We start from the raw sequence: 16458 nt of genomic DNA on the forward strand, positions 1-16458 counted from the left end.
AATGCAGGTTGTTCTTGTGCGTCAGGATGCGGTAAGCGGTGGCGCTCTTCAGAAGCGGGTGGTCAGGTTGACCCAGACGCGGCCGTTCTTGCGCATGTCGCTGGGATCCAGGCTGCTGGTCGGCTTGGCGGCCAGCACTTCGAGCTGGGTGCCCTTGGTCGGGAAGAAGGTCGCGCCGATACCGGCGCTGCCGATCGCGTTCGACTTCGGCTGGCCCTCGACCGCCTCGACGCGCGAGACGCGGCCGCCGTCGGCGAAGACGCCGAACCAGCCCGGGGCGCCGAACAGCGTCGTGCGGTAGCGCAGTTCGACGCTGGCGAAGGCGCCGCGGTCGCCGCGCACGTCGGCCGACGGGTAGCCGCGCACCGAGGTCGGGCCGCCGAGGCTGAATTTCTCGGCGTCGGCCAGCGTGTCGGGCGTCCACTGGGCGGCGCCGGCGAGTTTCACATTCCAGGCAGGCGTCAGGTTGTAGAGGTAGGAAACCTCGCCGTCGATCTTGAACTTCTGGCCGACGTTCGAATGGTCTTCCTTGTAGCCATTGAAGTTGCTGCTGACGCGCAGGCCGGCGGTCGCGACGTTGAAGTCGTCGTCGATGTGGTTCCAGGCGGTGCCGGCTTCGAAAACCGAAACGCGGCTCTTCGACAGCTCGACGTCCAGCGCAGACTGCTCGCCGGCGAAGCTGCGCACGGCGAAGGTGCCGTACAGGTTTTCCTGGGCGCTGCGCAGGAACGGATGGATCACGGTGGCGCTGGCGAGCTGGCTCTTGCCCTTGATGTCGAGACGGGCCAGTTCACCGCTGATGCCGTAGTTGATGTGGGTGTAGCTCAGCGCCAGGCGGGTGCCCTGGACGTTCAGCGGCAGACTGTAGTTCAGGCCGCCCAGCTTGAGCAGGCCGTGCTCGGACACGCTGGTGCGCACGCCCAGCTGGTCGCCGATGCCGAAGGGGTTGTTCAGGTTGGCGCTGGCGTCGACGCGGGTGCGGCCGATTTCGGGACGGCCGTAGTTGTTCACGCTGACTTCGCCGTCGTAGGCCTTTTCGCTGACCAGGAATTCGGTGGTCGTGGTGCCGTATCCGAGGCCGGGAATCAGGACCGCGCGGGTAGTCAGGCCCGGCAGGTCGTTCAGGGTCAGCACACGCTCTTCCAGCGGCTCGACGCGCACGGCCTGGCCCAGCAGGGGGGCGCTCCAGCGCTGCAGGAAGGGCTCGCTGTAGAGTTCGTTTCCGGTGAAGGTGGTGCGGTCGATGCGGCCCTCGATCACTTCGATGGTCACGTTGCCGTCCTCGACCCGCTGCGCCGGAATCACGGCGCGCGCCACCGGGAAGCCCTGCTTGCGGTAGAAATCGGTGACCAGCCGGGTGATCCTGTGCAGCTCGAACAGGTTGAGCGGCTTGCCCGCTTCGGCATCGACCAGGCGGTGCAGGGTGGCGGCGTCGATCTCCTTGTTGCCGACGATGCGGAAGGCCTTGACCAGGGTGCGGGGCGCGTTCGGGTCGAGCTGCTGGCCATCGGCGGAACGCGGCAGGACCAGGCCGCTTTCCTTTTTCGGCGGCGGGATCGGGGACTCGGCGGCGCGGGTGGATTCGAGGACCGCGCCCGGCGTCGGCACGCTTTGTACAGGTACCTGGGATTGGGCGGCGGCGTCGAGCGCGAACATGCCGCTCAGGATCAGGACGACGACTTCGGCGATGACAGTTCGCTTGACCGGCGCGGAACGTGAAACGGAGGAAGAGAATTGCATAGTAGTGGCAAAAGGAGAACGAAATCGCACGCGCTTTTTGTTGGGCGAGCGAGGCCAGCGCGTAGCGTCGTACGCGAAAAAAATCAACTACCGGAATGAAGAGCCTGTGGTGAGGAGGACTTTGGCTGCTGCGAGCAAGGATCCAGGTCACCGTAGGACGAATCCTACCAAGTTCATTGAGATTCCATACGGAAACTTTCTACAGGCATAAGAATCTCCTGCAAAGAAAGAGGGCCTGTCTCTTTTTGTACACACAATGTTGCAGCGCATGCAATGCCGCAGCCGGTTCTTGTAGAGATGCCAAGACCGGTGCGGATGAGGCTGGCCAACCGGTGGCGGCAGCGTGGCGGCCCGGCGCGTTACCGTTTTTACCTCGAACGAGAGACGGGAAGATCGGCTTTGCCGCGGTGTGCGCGTACGTGGCGAACTGCGCTGGAAGCCGATGCGAAAGCGCGGAGACGGGGCAGTAAGTTGCTGCATCGCGCAACAGACCCTGCTACTTTTGAGAAAACAATCTACAACTTGGTGTTTCTTCGTGGCTACTATCGTATCTTCCAATTTAGTAGGATCAGTCCTACGCAAATTGAGGAGTAAACGAGCATCGTTTTGACTCCTGCTGAAAGCGGACTGATTCAAAGTGCCATGCCGGGGCGAAATTGCTACACATAATGTCCAGAAACTCCCACGCGCTGGCGCAATCATCTATTTGTTCGAGCGCAAATGACGGAGCGATGCCCGAGTTTGCTCAAACAGGTATGGACCAGGCAGCGGATCATCGGCTTATTCCCGCACCACCAAGGGTGCCGGGCTGCTTTTTCCTACCTGGAGGAATACATGCTTCGCGTTCAAGGAAACCCCCGATCCGGCGCCAAGGCGGCGTGGCGGCTGCCCTGCCTGTTTTTCGCGCTCGCCGCCGCCGCGGCTGTGGCGGAGCAGGCGAAGGCTACGCCCGGCGTGGACGACCAGTATGCTCCCGCGCACGCCAGCCGCACGACTTACCGCGTCGTCAACCTGGCTTCCGGCCCGCTCAGCACCATACCGAAGATCAACGCCAAAGGGCAGGTGGTATTCTCGATCAATCCCGGCCCGGCGTCGCGCGGCTACTTCTACGATGGCGCGGCCGTGCGGGACATCGGCACGCTGGGCGGTTCGGATACGCGCGCGTACGACCTGAACAATGCAGGGCAGGTGGCCGGCGGCTCGACCCTGCCCGATGGGCGCGAGCACGCCTTCGTCTGGACCGCGGGCGGCGGCATGATCGACCTCGGCGTCGTTCCGGGGGCCTATAACTCGCGGGCGCAGGCGATCAACAACCAGGGTGTCGTCGCCGGCGTCTCCGAGGCCACCTTTTTCGTGCGCGCCTTCCGCTGGAGCGCGGCGGACGGCATCGAGGATCTGGGGGCCTTCACTTCCGGCTTGGCAAGTTTCTCTAACGCCACCGCGCTCAACGACGCCGGCCTCATCGTGGGGAACTCGGATACCGCCGACATCGAGACCCAGATCTTTGCCTGGACACGCGCCAGTGGCCTGGTCAACATCGATACGCTCGACAGCAGGTATTCCGATGCCGTGGCGGTGAACGCGAGGGGGGAAGTAGTCGGCGGCCACATTCCCGCCGGCGATACGCTGCTATACCGCGCCTACATCTGGAGGCCCACGGACGGCATGCTCGACCTGGGAACGGCGGGCGGCACCGAATCGTTCTCCATGGCGATCAATGAGCGCGGCCAGGTTCCGGTCCTCGTCAATTATGCCGATGAGACCCAGCGCTCGATGTCGTGGACGCGCTCGGGCGGCATGCGCGACATCGGCACCCTCGGCGGACGCTTTACGCGCGCGTTCGAGCTCAACAACAAGGGCCAGATTGTCGGCTCTTCCAACAACAGGGCCGGCGAACGCCGCGCATTCGTCTGGTCTGCCGGCACCGGCATGGTCGACCTGAATACCCGCCTGCGCCATGCGCCCCCCGGCCTGGTGCTGGACGACGCCCTTGCGATCAACGACAGCGGCGCGATCGTCGCGACGACCAATGCCGGACTGGTGCTGCTCAAGCCGGGCCATGGCGGCAAGGACGGACACGCCGTCGGCCCCATCAAGGCGCCGGCACTGGTCAAGGTCGGGACGCCGCTGCAGGCGTCGGTGGCCTGGGTGGACGAGGACCGCGTCGGCACTCGCAGCATCGACTGGTCATGGGGTGACGGCAGCGGCGGCGCGAGCAAGATGCGCGAACTGGACGGGGTGGGCAGCGCCAGCGCCAGTCACAGCTATGCGGCCCCGGGTATCTATCCGTTGACGGTGACGCTGGTCGACCGCGTGGGACGCAGCACGGCGGTCCGCCTGGATGTCGTGGTGGCGGCGCCCGGCGGCGTCGCCGGCAGCGGCGCGGTGATGTCGCCGCCGGGCGCCTACGCGAAATCGCCGCTGCAGGCCGGCAAGGCCAGGTTCAGCCTGGTCGCGCCCGCCGCGGACGGCACGCGTGCGCAGGGCGGCCGGGGCCGGCTGCAGTTCGACCTGCCCGGCCTGAACCTGCGCAGCGACAGCCTGCGGCTGGTCGGGCGGCAGGGTGCCCGGCAGGTGTTCGAAGGCAGCGGCAGCATCGCCGGATCGGGAAACTGGCAGTTTCGCCTGGCGGCCACGGCCGGCGGACCGGCGGGCGCTCGGGGTAGCGCTCAGGGTAGCGGTCATGGGCGCTTCGCGATCAGGATCTGGCGCACCGATCCGGTGACGAAGGCCGAGGTAGTGGCCTACGATAACCAGCGCGCCGGCCAGGAAGCCGCTGCGCTGGTGGAGGGAGGCATCGTGAGCGAAGCCGCCGACTGAGCTGGGGCCCTGGCTCCGGGCGCCGGCGCCCGGCGGAAGCCGGAAGCCGCGCGTCCTCATTGCAGTCGATTACTGCACCTGCTCCTGCTCCACCGCCTCGATGCGCCGGATCGCCACCTTCGCGATGCGCCTGTCCTCGACGGCCAGCACCTCGTAGCGCAGGCCGTCCAGTTCGATCGCCTGGCCCGGTGCGGGCAGGGTCTCGAACCGGGCGAGCAGGAAGCCGGCCAGCGAGGTGTAGTCGTCGGCATCGATCACCAGGGCGTCGGTCTCCAGCACCTGCTCGAGCAGGTGCAGGTCGGCCGTGCCGTCGACTTCCCACAGCCCCGGCCCCTGGGGCCGCACTGCCGGCTGTTCGTCCTCGTCCGGGAATTCGCCGGCGATCGCTTCCAGGATGTCGACCGGGCTCAGCAGGCCCTGGACCGTGCCGTATTCGTCGGCCACCAGCACCAGCTGGCCATGGGCGCGCTTGAGCGTGTCCATCGCCTTCAGGACCCCGGCCGTCTCCGGCAGGATGATGGGCGCGCGCATCGGGCCGGCGTCCGGAGTGGCGATGGACCGGCCCTGGAGCAGGGCGCCCATCAGGTCCTTGGTGCGCGCGATGCCGACAATATTGTCGAGCTCGCCACGGCAGACCGGCATCAGGCTGTGCGGCGTGGTCTGGAGCTGGGCCAGGATCTCGCCCGGGTCGTGCTCGAGGTTCACCCAGGACATCTCCGAGCGCGGCGTCATGACCGAGCGGATCGAGCGGTCCGCCAAGCTCAGGACGCCGCTGACCATGTGGCGCTCCTCGGCCGCGAAGGCCTGCTCGGCGCCCGGGCCTTCGTCGGTCTCGGGCGCCGGTTCGCTGCGCTTGCGTTCGCCCAGCAGGCGCAGGACGCGCTGGGCGGTGCGCTCGCGCAGGGGAACGCGGGCCTCGTTCTTCATCAGGTTGCGGCGCGCGAACTGGTTCAGGGTCTCGATCAGGATCGAGAAGCCGATCGCGGCGTACAGGTAGCCCTTCGGGATGTGGAAGCCCAGGCCTTCGGCGACCAGGGCCAGGCCGATCATCAGCAGGAAGCTCAGGCACAGCACGACCACCGTCGGGTGGGCATTCACGAAGCGGGTCAGCGGCTTGGACGCGAGGATCATCACGCCGATCGAGATCACCACGGCGGCCATCATCACGCCCAGCTCGTCGACCATGCCGACGGCGGTGATGACGGCGTCGAGCGAGAACACGGCGTCGAGCACCACGATCTGGGCCACCACGGCGCCAAAGCCGGCGTAGACCTTCGATTCGCCCGGGGTGTGCGTCACGCCCTCGAGCCGCTCGTGCAGTTCGACCGTGGCCTTGAACAGCAGGAACAGGCCGCCCAGCAGCAGGATCAGGTCGCGCCCCGAGAAGTCGAAGGACCCCAGCGAAAACAGCGGCGTGGTCAGCGTGACCAGCCAGGACACGATCGTGAGCAGGCCCAGGCGCATCGCCATCGCCAGCGACAGGCCGAGCAGGCGCGCCTTGTCGCGCTGGTGCGGCGGCAGCTTGTCGGCCAGGATCGCGATAAAGATCAGGTTGTCGATACCCAGGACGATCTCCAGGAGTACCAGTGTCAGCAGGCCCACCCAGATGGTGGGGTCGAATAGCCATTCCATGTAAAACACCTCTTCAATTCAACACATGCGCGGACCGAATTCCAGGCAAGGCCATGTGCGGCTCGAGGAGCGGGCAGGACAGGGCTGGAGTCGGGCGACGAAGACCGGTCTTGCGGCGGCGCGGCATGCGGGACGCGCCGGCGAAAGCGGACCGGTTTCAAGGCCGCCGGGGCGGCGTCAGGCCGCGCGCGGCGGACGCAGGGGAGGCGCAATGGCGTGGCAGGGCCGGCGCGCATCGTGCGGCGCCGTGGCGACGGCGCGTAGCGCGGCCAGGCGCCGGCCGGCGTCGATGTTGACGATGTCGTGCAGGTCGATGCCGGGAGGCGGCTCGTCCGGATCGAGGTCGGAGGTGGTGTCGATGTCCAGGGCGGCGCCGCAGGCCGGATCGGCATGGGCGGCCGACAGCGTGGCTTGCGGTGTCGGGGCATCCTTTCCGGCCGTGGAGACAGACAGGGACAGCGCCAGCACGTTCAGGGGAAACAGCAGAACCAGGAAGAGGACGAGAAATCGTCTCATACGTTATCGGAAGACATGACGATGCCAGTATAGCATGCGGCTCCCGGGGGCCCTGCGAGAGGCTGGTCCTATGCGGACGGCATGAAATGCTCGGGAAGTGTTAATCGACGATATCTTTATGCTAAGGTGGCGGCTTGACTTGCTAAGGAGGCAATGCGCGCCGCTTTTCCCTGCTACCCGCTGCTCTTGCCATCCTCGTGTTCGGGGGCTGCGGCAAGAACGAAGGGGGCGGGACGCAGACCGCCGGCGGCGCATCCACGACGGCGGGGAAGATCGACTACTGGCCCATGCTCGGGCCGCTGCTGGCCGGCAGCTACACCGGCGGCTGCATGCGCCTGCCGCAGTCCGAGGTCTTGCGCGGCGCCGCGATCGTCCTGGGCGAGGACGGCAGGCTCAGCGCGCCTGACATCGGCGTCGATATGCGCGGTGCGCAGATGATACAGCTGGCCCGGGAGAGCAAGGCCGGCACGGTCAAGGTCAGCGCCATGCTCTCGATCGATGCCGCCAACGGCCCGGTCCTGAGCCTGAGCGACGAGGGCAGGCCGGATGGGGCCAGCGCGGTGATCATGCAAAGCGAAAGCCAGATCAGCTGCGGGAAGGGGGCACCGCTGGCGAAGCTGCGCGGCCAGCCGCTGTACAAGGTGGCGGCCAGGATCATCGAAGGCTCCGGGCGCACGCTCAAGTGCGGCAACCTGAAGACCAGGATGGAATGGAAGGATACCGGGTTCAAGGTGGCAAACGGGATCGTGACCCTGGGCGCCGAATCCTTCGACCTGCGCCTCGCCGGCAAGGAAAGCCTGATGCTGACCGCCGAGGAAAGCCAGCTCGCCTATTCCTTCAGCCTGCCGGGACGCCCGCTGATGTATGTCTTCTACGACGCGGCCGGCCAGGTGATGAGCGTCGAGGGGCGCACCGAGCATGAGACGACGCATGCCTGTCATATCGATGCCTGACTGAGCGACGCCTGACCGAGGACCAGCGCACGGCGCGCCCAGGCGCCTGCACCGGCCGGCACCTGCCGGCGCGGGGTCCGCCGTTCCTCAGTTTCCCTTATTGCGCGTCCGACTGCACGTCCGGCCGCGCATCCGCGAACGCCGCCAGTTGCGCGCAACGTGCGTCGATCGCGAGCAGGGTCGGGTAGCCCGACAGGTCGCATTCGAAGCGGCGCGCGTTGTAGAGCTGGGGCACCAGGCAGCAATCGACCATGGTCGGGGTGTCGCCATGGCAGAAGCGGCCGGTGGCCGGATCGCCGGCCAATTGGCGCTCGAGGGCTGCCAGGCCGAGCGCGACCCAGTGGCGGTACCAGGCGTTCTTCTGCTCGGCGCTGACGCCCAGTTCCTCGCCCAGGTACTTCAGCACGCGCAGGTTGTTGATCGGGTGGATGTCGGCGGCGATCGCCTGGCTCAGGGCCCGCACGCGGGCGCGGCCGCGGGCGTCCGCCGGCAGCAGCGGCGCGCCGGGCCGGGTCTCGTCGAGGTACTCGATGATGGCCAGCGACTGCGGCAGCACCAGGCCCTCATCCTCCAGCACCGGCAGCAGGTGCTGGGGATTGATGCTGTCGAAGGCGGCGCCGAACTGCTCGCCGCCGTTCTTCGAGAGGTGGACGTAGTATTCCTCGGCGGCCAGGCCTTTCAGGTTCAGGGCGATGCGCACCCGGTAGGAGGCCGAGCTGCGGTAGTAGGTATGAAGCTTCATGGGTGTCAGTTGTTGGTGGTGGGTTGGAGCGGCATCAGCGGCGCGGTCTCGCTTGCGGCCGGTTCCGCCGCCGGCTCGGCCCGGCCCTGCAGCCGGCCCATGGCCAGCAGGGCGAAGGCGGCCAGCACCGCGGGGACGGCGAGCATTAGGAAGATCGCCTGGTTCGACAGTTCCGCCGCCAGCAGGGCGCCGCCGACCATCGATCCCAGCACCGAGCCGCTGCGGCCGATCGCCGAGGCCCAGCTCACGCCGGTGGCGCGGCTGGTGGTCGGGTAGAAGGCCGCGGCCAGGGCGTTGGCGCCGACCTGCGAGCCGCTCACGCCGAAGCCCACGCCGAACACGGCCAGCACCAGCAGCGGCACGTTGTCGGTGACGATACCGACCGCGCCGATGCACAGGGCCGCGCAGCCATAGGCCAGGGCCAGCACGCGGTGCGGGCGGTAGCGGTCCATCCAGCGGCCCAGCATGATGGCGCCGGCGGTGCCGCCGATCTGGAAGGCCGAGCTGATGAAGGAAGCCTGCGACAGGCTGTGTCCTGCGCCGTTCAGGATGGTGGGCAGCCAGCTGGAGAGCAGGTAGATGATGAGCAGGCTCATGAAGAAGGTGGTCCACAGCAGCAGCGTTCCGCCAATCAGGCCGGGGCGGAACAGCTGGCTCACCGGTGAACCGGGCAGCTTGACGTCGCTGACGGTCAGCGGCGGCACGGCCCTGGCGCCGCCCGCGACGCCGCCTGCAATCTTCGCTGCGATGGCGCTGCCGTCGCGTCCGCGCAGCACCATCCAGCGCAGCGACTCGGGCAGGGCGAACAGCAGGACCGGCACCAGCACCAGGGGCAGCGCGCCGCCGATCATCAGGATGCCGCGCCAGCCGACAGTCGCCAGCAGTTGCGCGGCCACCAGGCCGCCCAGGGCCGAGCCGATCGTGAAGCCGCAGAACATCAGGGTCACCAGGCTGGCGCGGCGCGCCTGCGGGCAGTATTCGGAGGTGAGCGTGATCGTGGTCGGCATCGCCCCGCCCAGGCCCAGGCCGGTGAGGAAGCGCAGCACCAGCAGGGTCGTCATGTCGGTCGCGAACGAGGACAGCAGCGACGTCAGCCCGAAGAAGGCCACCGAGAGGATCAGGATCGGTTTGCGGCCGTGGCGGTCGGCCAGGGGGCCGAGCAGCAGGGCGCCAGCCATCAGGCCGAACAGGCCGGCGCCGAACAGCGGCGCCAGGGCGGCGGCGCTCAGCTGCCACTCGCCGCGCAGCGCCGGCGCGATGAAGCCGATCGAGGCGGTGTCGAAACCGTCGATCGCCACCACCAGGAAGCACAGCACGAGCAGGCGCTTCTGGAGTGGGGAAAAGGGATGCTGGTCGATGAACTGCTGGACGTTCTGGGCTTGCATGCTGGTCTCCTGGTGTGTCCATGCGGCCGCGCCCTGCGCCGGGGCGCTTGCGGCCGTCCTGTCTTACGCGGTTTACGCGACTTTCACGCTGATCGGCGTGAGTCCGTCGACTTCGCCGACCATGGTCTGGCCGCGCTGGACGGCGCCCACGCCTTCTGGCGTCCCGGTCATGATCAGGTCGCCCGGCTGCAGCTCGAACAAGGTCGAGAGCTGGGCGATGGTCTCGTTCACGTTCCAGATCAGGTGGGTGATGTCGCTCTTCTGCACGGTCTTGCCGTCGACCGTCAGTGCGATGGCGCCGGCGTTCACCGCGCCGCTATTCTCCAGAGCGGTGATGGGGCCGATCGGCGCCGAGTAGTCGAAGGCCTTGCCGATCTCCCAGGGCCTGCCCTGTTCGCGCATCCGCATTTGCAGATCGCGCCGGGTCATGTCCAGGCCGACGGCGTAGCCGAAGATGTGCTGCTGCGCGTCTTCCGGATCGATGTTGCGGCCGCCCTTGCCGATGGCGACCACCAGCTCGATCTCGTAATGGTAGTTCTCGGTGCGCGGCGGGTAGGGAATCTCCACCGTGGCGCCTGCCGGGACCGGGACGATCGAATGGGCGTCGTTCGGCTTGCAGAAGAAGAAGGGCGGTTCACGGTCCGGGTCGAAGCCCATCTCGCGGGCGTGGGCGGCGTAGTTGCGGCCGACGCAGTAGACGCGGCGCACCGGGAAGACCGCTTCGCTGCCGTTGACGGGCAGGCCGACGACGGCCTGGGGCGGGAAAATGTAGTTGTCGCTCATGATGGTCTCTTTCGTTTGCGTTATTCGGGGAGGAGTTCTTCGCGCAGCAGGCCGATGGCTTCCAGCACCGGACGGTCGGAAAAGCTGAACAGCACCACGTCTTCGGGCGCCTCGAAGCGCAGCGTGGCCCAGGACGGCACCACGAAGGTGTCGCGCGGCGAGAAAGCGTAGCGCTCGTTGCCGATGATGGCCGTGCCGCTGCCTTCGACCACGCTGTAGACCGTGCCGTCGGTGCTGCGGTGGGCCTGGCCCTTGAAACCGGCCGGGAGCAGCTGCATGCAGGCGCCGATGGTCGGCATCGGCGCGCCGCCGGTCAGCGGATTGATATAACGGAGTTTCACGCCGACCCAGGGGTCGATCTCCTGCTGGCGGCGCAGCGTTTCCAGGGCCTCGCGCGAGCGGGCATAGGGATAATTGAAGATCGGCGAGCTGGCGCGGGTGTGCAGCTGGCGTACCGGCGCCATGTTGTAGCCGTAGGCGGCCAGGCTGCGGCCCTCGGGGCGCGCCACCTGCTGGCTCGATTCTTCGCCGTTCTCGGCGAAGCCGCCGCTGAAGAAACGCGTGGTCGGGATGTCCAGGCCGTCGAGCCAGACCACCGGTTCGGCCACGCCGTCGATGCCGGGATTGCCGTGGTCATGCCAGGCCCAGGACGGCGTCAGGATGAAGTCGCCCGGGTGCATGGTGGTGCGCTCGCCGTCCACCGCCGTGTAGGCGCCCTTGCCCTCGACGATGAAGCGCAGCGCCGACTGGGTGTGGCGGTGCGCCGGCGCCACTTCGCCCGGCAGGATCAGCTGCAGGCCGGCGTACAGCGAGTGCGTGATCGAGGAGCTGCCCGGCAGCGCCGGGTTTTCCAGGATCAGGACGCGGCGCACGGCTTCCTCGGCCGAGATCAGCTCGCCTGCGCGCTGCAGGTGCGGGACGATGTCCCGGTAGCGCCACAGGGCGGCGTCGTAGCCCGGCGTGGGCTGCTTCGGCACCAGGGTATGCAGCGACTCCCACAGCGGGGTCAGGTGCAGGGACTGCATGTCCTGGTAGAGGGCGCGGCGTGCGCTTTGCAGATCGTTGTGCATCGTGTTCTCCTTGCTGTTCTTCTCGTAGCCGCTCACGCGGCCAGGCAGTTGTCCGCGTTCCAGCCGTACAGCCATTGCAGGGCGTCGTAGAAGCCGTCCTGGCCGCGGCCCTTCCACAGGTCGTTCCTCACCAGGCGCTCGACGCCGTGGGCGTGGTACAGCCGTCCCATCTCGCGCGCCGACAGCACCACGCGCGCGGTGCGGGCGATGCGCGACTGCTGGTACAGGGAAAAGGCGGCTTCCATGTCGTAGCCGCAGTGCCGGACCGCCGCGCCCAGCGTGACCGCGTCTTCCAGCGCCATGCAGGCGCCCTGGGCCAGGTATTGCAGGGTGGGGTGGGCGGCGTCGCCGAGCAGGGTGATGCGGCCCTGGGTCCAGTTGTCGACCGGGTTGCGGTCGGCGGTGCTCCAGCGGCGCCAGCTCGAGGGGCAGTGCAGGAGCTTCCTCGGCAGGGGATCGATGCCGGTGAAATAGGACAGCACTTCTTCCTTGCTGCCGTCGCGCACGTCCCAGACTTCCTGCTCGCGGCTGTGGAAGGTGACCACCAGGTTGTACTGGTCGCCGCTACGCAAGGGGTAGTGCACCAGGTGGCAGTTGGGACCGGCCCAGACCACGGGCGCGTTCCAGCGCAGTTCTTCCGGCATCTCGGCGGCGGGCACGACGGCCCGGTAGACCACGTGGCCCGAGACCCGCACCGGGTCGCCGACCACGACCTCGCGGGCGACCGACTTGATGCCGTCGCAGCCGATCAGGTAGTCGGCCTGGTAACGCCGTCCGTCGCGCGCCAGCACGGTGACGCCGCGCCCGTCCTGTTCGATGGTGTCGATGTGGCAGGAGGTGACCAGCTCGATGGCCGGGTTGTCGCGCACGTGTTCGAGGATGGCGGTGTGGATGTCGGCGCGGTGGATCACCGCATAGGGATTGCCGAAGCGCTGGCGGAAGGATTCGCCCACTTCGAAGGCGCCGACCTCGCTGCAGTCGACCGCGTCCATCATGACCAGGCGTTCGGTGAACACGGCGCGTGCGCGCACCGCTTCGCCCACGCCCAGCGCGTCGAGCGCGGCAAAGGCGTTCGGTGCGAGCTGAAGGCCGGCGCCGATCTCGCCCAGCGTGGCGGACTGTTCCAGCACCGTCACGGCCAGGCCGAGGCGCGAGAGCGAGAGCGCGGTGGCGATGCCGCCGATGCCGGCGCCGGCCACGATGACCGACGGTTTGCGCGCGCTCGCTGGGCAGTTAGTTGATTCCATGACGGTCTCCATACATCGCGTGAATGAACTGTAGTCTGCCGAAACGCGCGTATGCTGGATACTGATCGTTACCGATTGTTATAATCAGATTTTTCAATAATGGTGGCGGCCATGAAGCGTTTCGATCTCGAACTCCTGCTGATCTTCGACGAGATCTACAAGACGAAGAACGTCACGCGCGCGGCCGACAACCTCGGCCTGCCTCAGTCGACCGTGAGCCTGGGCCTTGGCAAGCTGCGCGAGCATTTCAACGATCGCCTGTTCAGCCGCACGGCGAAAGGCATGGAGCCCACTCCGCGTGCCGAAAACGCCATCGAGGACGTGCGCCGCGCGATCCAGGCCCTGCAGCACGCGCTGGCCGACCAGCCCGTGTTCGACCCGGCCGGCAGCAACCGCGAGTTCCGCATCTGCATGACCGACATCAGCGAGATCGTGCTGGTGCCCCGTTTGCTGAACTACCTGCGCGAGCATGGGCCCGGGATCCGGGTCGACATCTCGAAGATTTCGCCGGACAGCCCGCAGGAACTGGCCGACGGCACGGTCGACCTGGCGGTCGGCTTCATGCCCCACCTCGAGGCGGGCTTCTACCAGCAGGTGCTGTTCGACCAGCACTTCGTCTGCCTGGTCGCGAAACACCATCCGCGCGTCCGCGACAGCCTGGGCCTGGAAGCGATGACAGGCGAGGGCCACGTGCTGGTGCGCTCCTCCGGCACCGGCCATGCGATCGTCGACAAGACCCTGGCGGGCGCAGGCATCGGGCGGCGCGTGGTGCTGCAGCTGCCGAGTTTTCTCGGCGTGGCGCGCATCGTTGCCCAGACCGAGCTGCTGGCCATCGTCCCCTACCGCTATGGCGCGTCGATGATGGCCAGCGAAGAGGTCCGCATGCTGCCGGTGCCGCTCGAGCTGCCCAGCTTCCAGGTCAAGCAGCACTGGCACGAGCGCTACCATGCGGATTCCTCGAACCGCTGGCTGCGGCAGACAATCGCGGAGCTGTTCTCGTAAGCCCCGGCGATCGGTTATGCTTGTGGCAATAACGAAGAACCGACAAGGAGACACCATGCAATCGACCATCCTGAACCGCCGCGACATCGACTTCCTGCTCTACGAATGGCTGGAGGTGGAAGGCTTGAGCGCGCGCGAACGCTACGCCGACCACAGCCGCGAGACCTTCGACGCCGCCATCGACAGCGCCGCGCGCATCGCGACCGACCTGTTCGCGCCGCATAACAAGAAGAGCGACAGCCAGGAGCCGCATTTCGACGGCGAGAAGGTGACGATCATCCCCGAAGTGAAGACGGCGCTGGAAGCCTTCTGCTCGGCCGGCTTCATGGCGGCGGCCCAGGACTACGAGTACGAGGGCATGCAGCTGCCCTATGTGGTGGACCGGGCGATCGCGGCCTGGTTCACGGCGGCCAATGTGGCGACCTCGGCCTACACCTTCCTCACCATGGGCAATGCGAATACCCTGCTGAAGACGGCGACGCCGCGCCAGGTCGAGCGCTTCGTGCGCCCCCAGCTGGCCGGGCGCTTCTTCGGCACCATGTGTTTGTCCGAGCCCCAGGCCGGCTCCAGCCTGTCGGACATCACGACTCGCGCCGAACCCGATCCGGTCGAGGGACCCGAGGGCGAGCGCCAGTACCGCCTGCGTGGCAACAAGATGTGGATCTCGGCCGGCGAACATGAACTGGCCGAGAACATCGTGCACCTGGTGCTGGCCAAGATCCCCGGCCCCGACGGCAAGCTCATTCCGGGCGTGAAGGGCATTTCGCTGTTCATCGTGCCGAAGTACCTGGTGAACGAGGACGGTAGCCTGGGCGAGCGCAATGACATTGCCTTGGCCGGCCTGAACCACAAGATGGGCAACCGCGGCACCACCAACTGCCTGCTGAACTTCGGCGAGGGCAAGCACCAGCCGGGCGGGCGCGCCGGCGCGGTCGGCTACCTGGTGGGCGAGCCGCACAAGGGCCTGGCCAACATGTTCCACATGATGAACGAGGCGCGCATCGGCGTCGGCCTGGGCGCCACCGTGCTCGGCGTGACCGGCTACCTGCATGCCCTCGACTATGCGCGCAACCGTCCCCAGGGCCGCCATCCGGCCGAGAAGGACCCGGCCAAGCCGCAAGTGGCCATCATCGAACACACCGACGTGCGCCGCATGCTGCTGGCGCAGAAGGCCTATGCCGAGGGCGCGCTGGCGCTGATCCTCTACTGCGCGCGGCTGGTCGACGAGCAGCGCACCGGCGAGACGCCCGAGGCGCGCCAGCACGCCGGCATGCTGCTCGACTTCCTGACGCCGATCGCGAAATCCTGGCCGTCGCAGTGGTGCGTCGAGGCCAACAGCCTGGCGATCCAGGTCCACGGCGGCTATGGCTATACGCGCGAATACAATGTCGAGCAGTTCTACCGCGACAACCGCCTGAACCCCATCCACGAGGGCACCCACGGCATCCACGGCCTCGACCTGCTGGGCCGCAAGGTGGCTATCCAGGACGGCGCGCTGTTCAAGGCCGTGTCGGGGGAAGTCGCGGCCAGCATCGCGCGGGCGCGTGCGCTGGACAAGACGGACCTGGCCGCCTGGGCCGGCCGGCTGGAAGCGCTGTGGGCGCGCATCGGCGAGGTCACGGCAAGGCTCTACGGCGCGGGTGACATGAACAAGACCCTGGCCAACGCCAGCCTCTACCTGGAAGCGGTCGGCCACGTGGTGGTGGCCTGGATGTGGCTGGAGCAGGCGGTCGTGGCGGCGAAGCGTCCGGAAGACGATTTCTACCGCGGCAAGCTGCAGGCCTGCCGCTATTTCTTCAACTGGGAACTGGCGAAGGTCGATCCCCAGCTGGACCTGCTGGCGAGCATCGACACGACGACGCTCGACATGCAGGACGCCTGGTTTTAAGTAAGTGAATAGGTAAGTGAATCAGTAAGTGGATGTTTGATGGCAGACAGTTTTGAAATAAGCGACCAGCTCACGCTGAACGACATCGAGGTTGGCGCGCGCCTGGTCGAGGCCCTGGTGCACCACGTGAGCAGGAACGGGGCGGCGACGCTCTCCTATCCCGACTTGCTCGAGCTGGGACGCTTCCTCGATCCCAAGGATGCCGCCATGGCGCGCGCCGAGCCGCTGGGCACCGCGATGAAGCTGCGTTTCGTGGCCGAGTACTGCAAGGCGCAGGGCGCGCCGAACCTGGCCTGCCTGGCGGTGCATCCGGCAAGCGGGCGTGCGGCCTTCGCTTGCGCGGAGGACGTCGAGGCCGAACGGCAGGCGGTGGCCGCGTTCGACTGGCCGCAGGCGTTGGCCCGGCTTCCCGACTACGTGCGTGCGGCGCAGGGCCGCGTGCCGGTGCGCCTGAAACCGCGCAGGGAGCGGCCCGCCGAGGTGTCGTGGTACGCCTATTTCACGGCGCACCGCGAGGCCTGCAAGGGCGTCACGTCGGCGGACAAGAAGGAAGTCGTCAACCTGGTGATGGGCGGTCTTGATCCCGAGACGGCGCTGCGCCGCTTCCTGTCCGCCAAAGCCGCCTATGAAAGTGCGGCCGTCTAGCGCGCAGGGCTGCAAAAAATACCACGGCCCTGATG

Annotated in this window: 13 protein-coding genes; 5 read left to right on the plus strand and 8 right to left on the minus strand. The window is 67.3% G+C overall.

Annotated elements, in window-relative coordinates; all coding sequences use genetic code 11:
* Positions 1 to 48: 48 nt before the first annotated feature.
* Positions 49 to 1740 (minus strand): ShlB/FhaC/HecB family hemolysin secretion/activation protein, encoded by a 1692-nt coding sequence (locus ACSUZJ_RS12100; protein ID WP_499416416.1) that lies wholly within the window; start codon positions 1738 to 1740, stop codon positions 49 to 51.
* Between the two features lie 954 nt (positions 1741 to 2694).
* Between ACSUZJ_RS12100 and ACSUZJ_RS12105 the strand changes: the two genes are divergently transcribed.
* A complete protein-coding gene (locus ACSUZJ_RS12105; RefSeq protein WP_499416418.1) occupies positions 2695 to 4560 on the plus strand; it encodes a PKD domain-containing protein in 1866 nt (621 codons plus the stop codon).
* 69 nt (positions 4561 to 4629) lie between these two features.
* Here ACSUZJ_RS12105 and ACSUZJ_RS12110 read toward each other — a convergent pair whose 3' ends face one another.
* Both ACSUZJ_RS12110 and ACSUZJ_RS12115 read right to left on the minus strand, forming a co-directional pair.
* Positions 4630 to 6192, minus strand: a complete 1563-nt coding sequence (locus tag ACSUZJ_RS12110) for a TerC family protein (RefSeq protein ID WP_499408399.1) — start codon at positions 6190 to 6192, stop codon at positions 4630 to 4632.
* 177 nt (positions 6193 to 6369) lie between these two features.
* Complete coding sequence (locus ACSUZJ_RS12115; RefSeq protein WP_499408401.1) at positions 6370 to 6708, minus strand: hypothetical protein; 339 nt, start codon at positions 6706 to 6708, stop codon at positions 6370 to 6372.
* A 197-nt stretch (positions 6709 to 6905) separates the two neighbouring features.
* Here ACSUZJ_RS12115 and ACSUZJ_RS12120 point away from each other — a divergent pair, with 197 nt between their 5' ends.
* Positions 6906 to 7661: a hypothetical protein gene (locus ACSUZJ_RS12120; protein ID WP_499408403.1), complete on the plus strand. Its 756-nt coding sequence runs from the start codon at positions 6906 to 6908 to the stop codon at positions 7659 to 7661.
* A 97-nt stretch (positions 7662 to 7758) separates the two neighbouring features.
* Here the strand turns inward: ACSUZJ_RS12120 and maiA are convergent, their stop codons facing one another.
* From maiA to ACSUZJ_RS12145, 5 genes are all read right to left on the minus strand, one after another.
* Positions 7759 to 8403, minus strand: coding sequence for a maleylacetoacetate isomerase (maiA, locus tag ACSUZJ_RS12125; RefSeq protein WP_499408407.1), 645 nt, complete (start codon positions 8401 to 8403; stop codon positions 7759 to 7761).
* Positions 8404 to 8408: 5 nt separating this feature from the next.
* Positions 8409 to 9788 carry an MFS transporter gene (locus tag ACSUZJ_RS12130; protein WP_499408409.1) on the minus strand — a complete coding sequence of 460 codons (1380 nt, stop codon included), beginning with the start codon at positions 9786 to 9788 and terminating at the stop codon, positions 8409 to 8411.
* Positions 9789 to 9860: 72 nt separating this feature from the next.
* Positions 9861 to 10571 (minus strand): fumarylacetoacetate hydrolase family protein, encoded by a 711-nt coding sequence (locus tag ACSUZJ_RS12135; protein ID WP_499408411.1) that lies wholly within the window; start codon positions 10569 to 10571, stop codon positions 9861 to 9863.
* Between the two features lie 20 nt (positions 10572 to 10591).
* Complete coding sequence (gtdA, locus tag ACSUZJ_RS12140; RefSeq protein ID WP_499408413.1) at positions 10592 to 11641, minus strand: gentisate 1,2-dioxygenase; 1050 nt, start codon at positions 11639 to 11641, stop codon at positions 10592 to 10594.
* Positions 11642 to 11673: 32 nt separating this feature from the next.
* A complete protein-coding gene (locus ACSUZJ_RS12145) occupies positions 11674 to 12888 on the minus strand; it encodes a 3-hydroxybenzoate 6-monooxygenase (RefSeq protein ID WP_499408415.1) in 1215 nt (404 codons plus the stop codon).
* Positions 12889 to 12999: 111 nt separating this feature from the next.
* On the opposite strand from ACSUZJ_RS12145, the gene ACSUZJ_RS12150 reads away from it, so the two are divergent.
* From ACSUZJ_RS12150 to ACSUZJ_RS12160, 3 genes are read left to right on the plus strand one after another with little or no spacing between them, the layout of a single operon-like run.
* Positions 13000 to 13890 carry a LysR family transcriptional regulator gene (locus ACSUZJ_RS12150; protein ID WP_499408417.1) on the plus strand — a complete coding sequence of 297 codons (891 nt, stop codon included), beginning with the start codon at positions 13000 to 13002 and terminating at the stop codon, positions 13888 to 13890.
* Positions 13891 to 13945: 55 nt separating this feature from the next.
* Positions 13946 to 15778, plus strand: coding sequence for an acyl-CoA dehydrogenase (locus ACSUZJ_RS12155; protein ID WP_499408419.1), 1833 nt, complete (start codon positions 13946 to 13948; stop codon positions 15776 to 15778).
* Between the two features lie 39 nt (positions 15779 to 15817).
* Positions 15818 to 16423, plus strand: a complete 606-nt coding sequence (locus ACSUZJ_RS12160; protein ID WP_499408421.1) for a hypothetical protein — start codon at positions 15818 to 15820, stop codon at positions 16421 to 16423.
* Positions 16424 to 16458 lie beyond the last annotated feature (35 nt).

The organism is Telluria sp. B2, assembly GCF_051789535.1.
Lineage (GTDB): Bacteria > Pseudomonadota > Gammaproteobacteria > Burkholderiales > Burkholderiaceae_D > Telluria.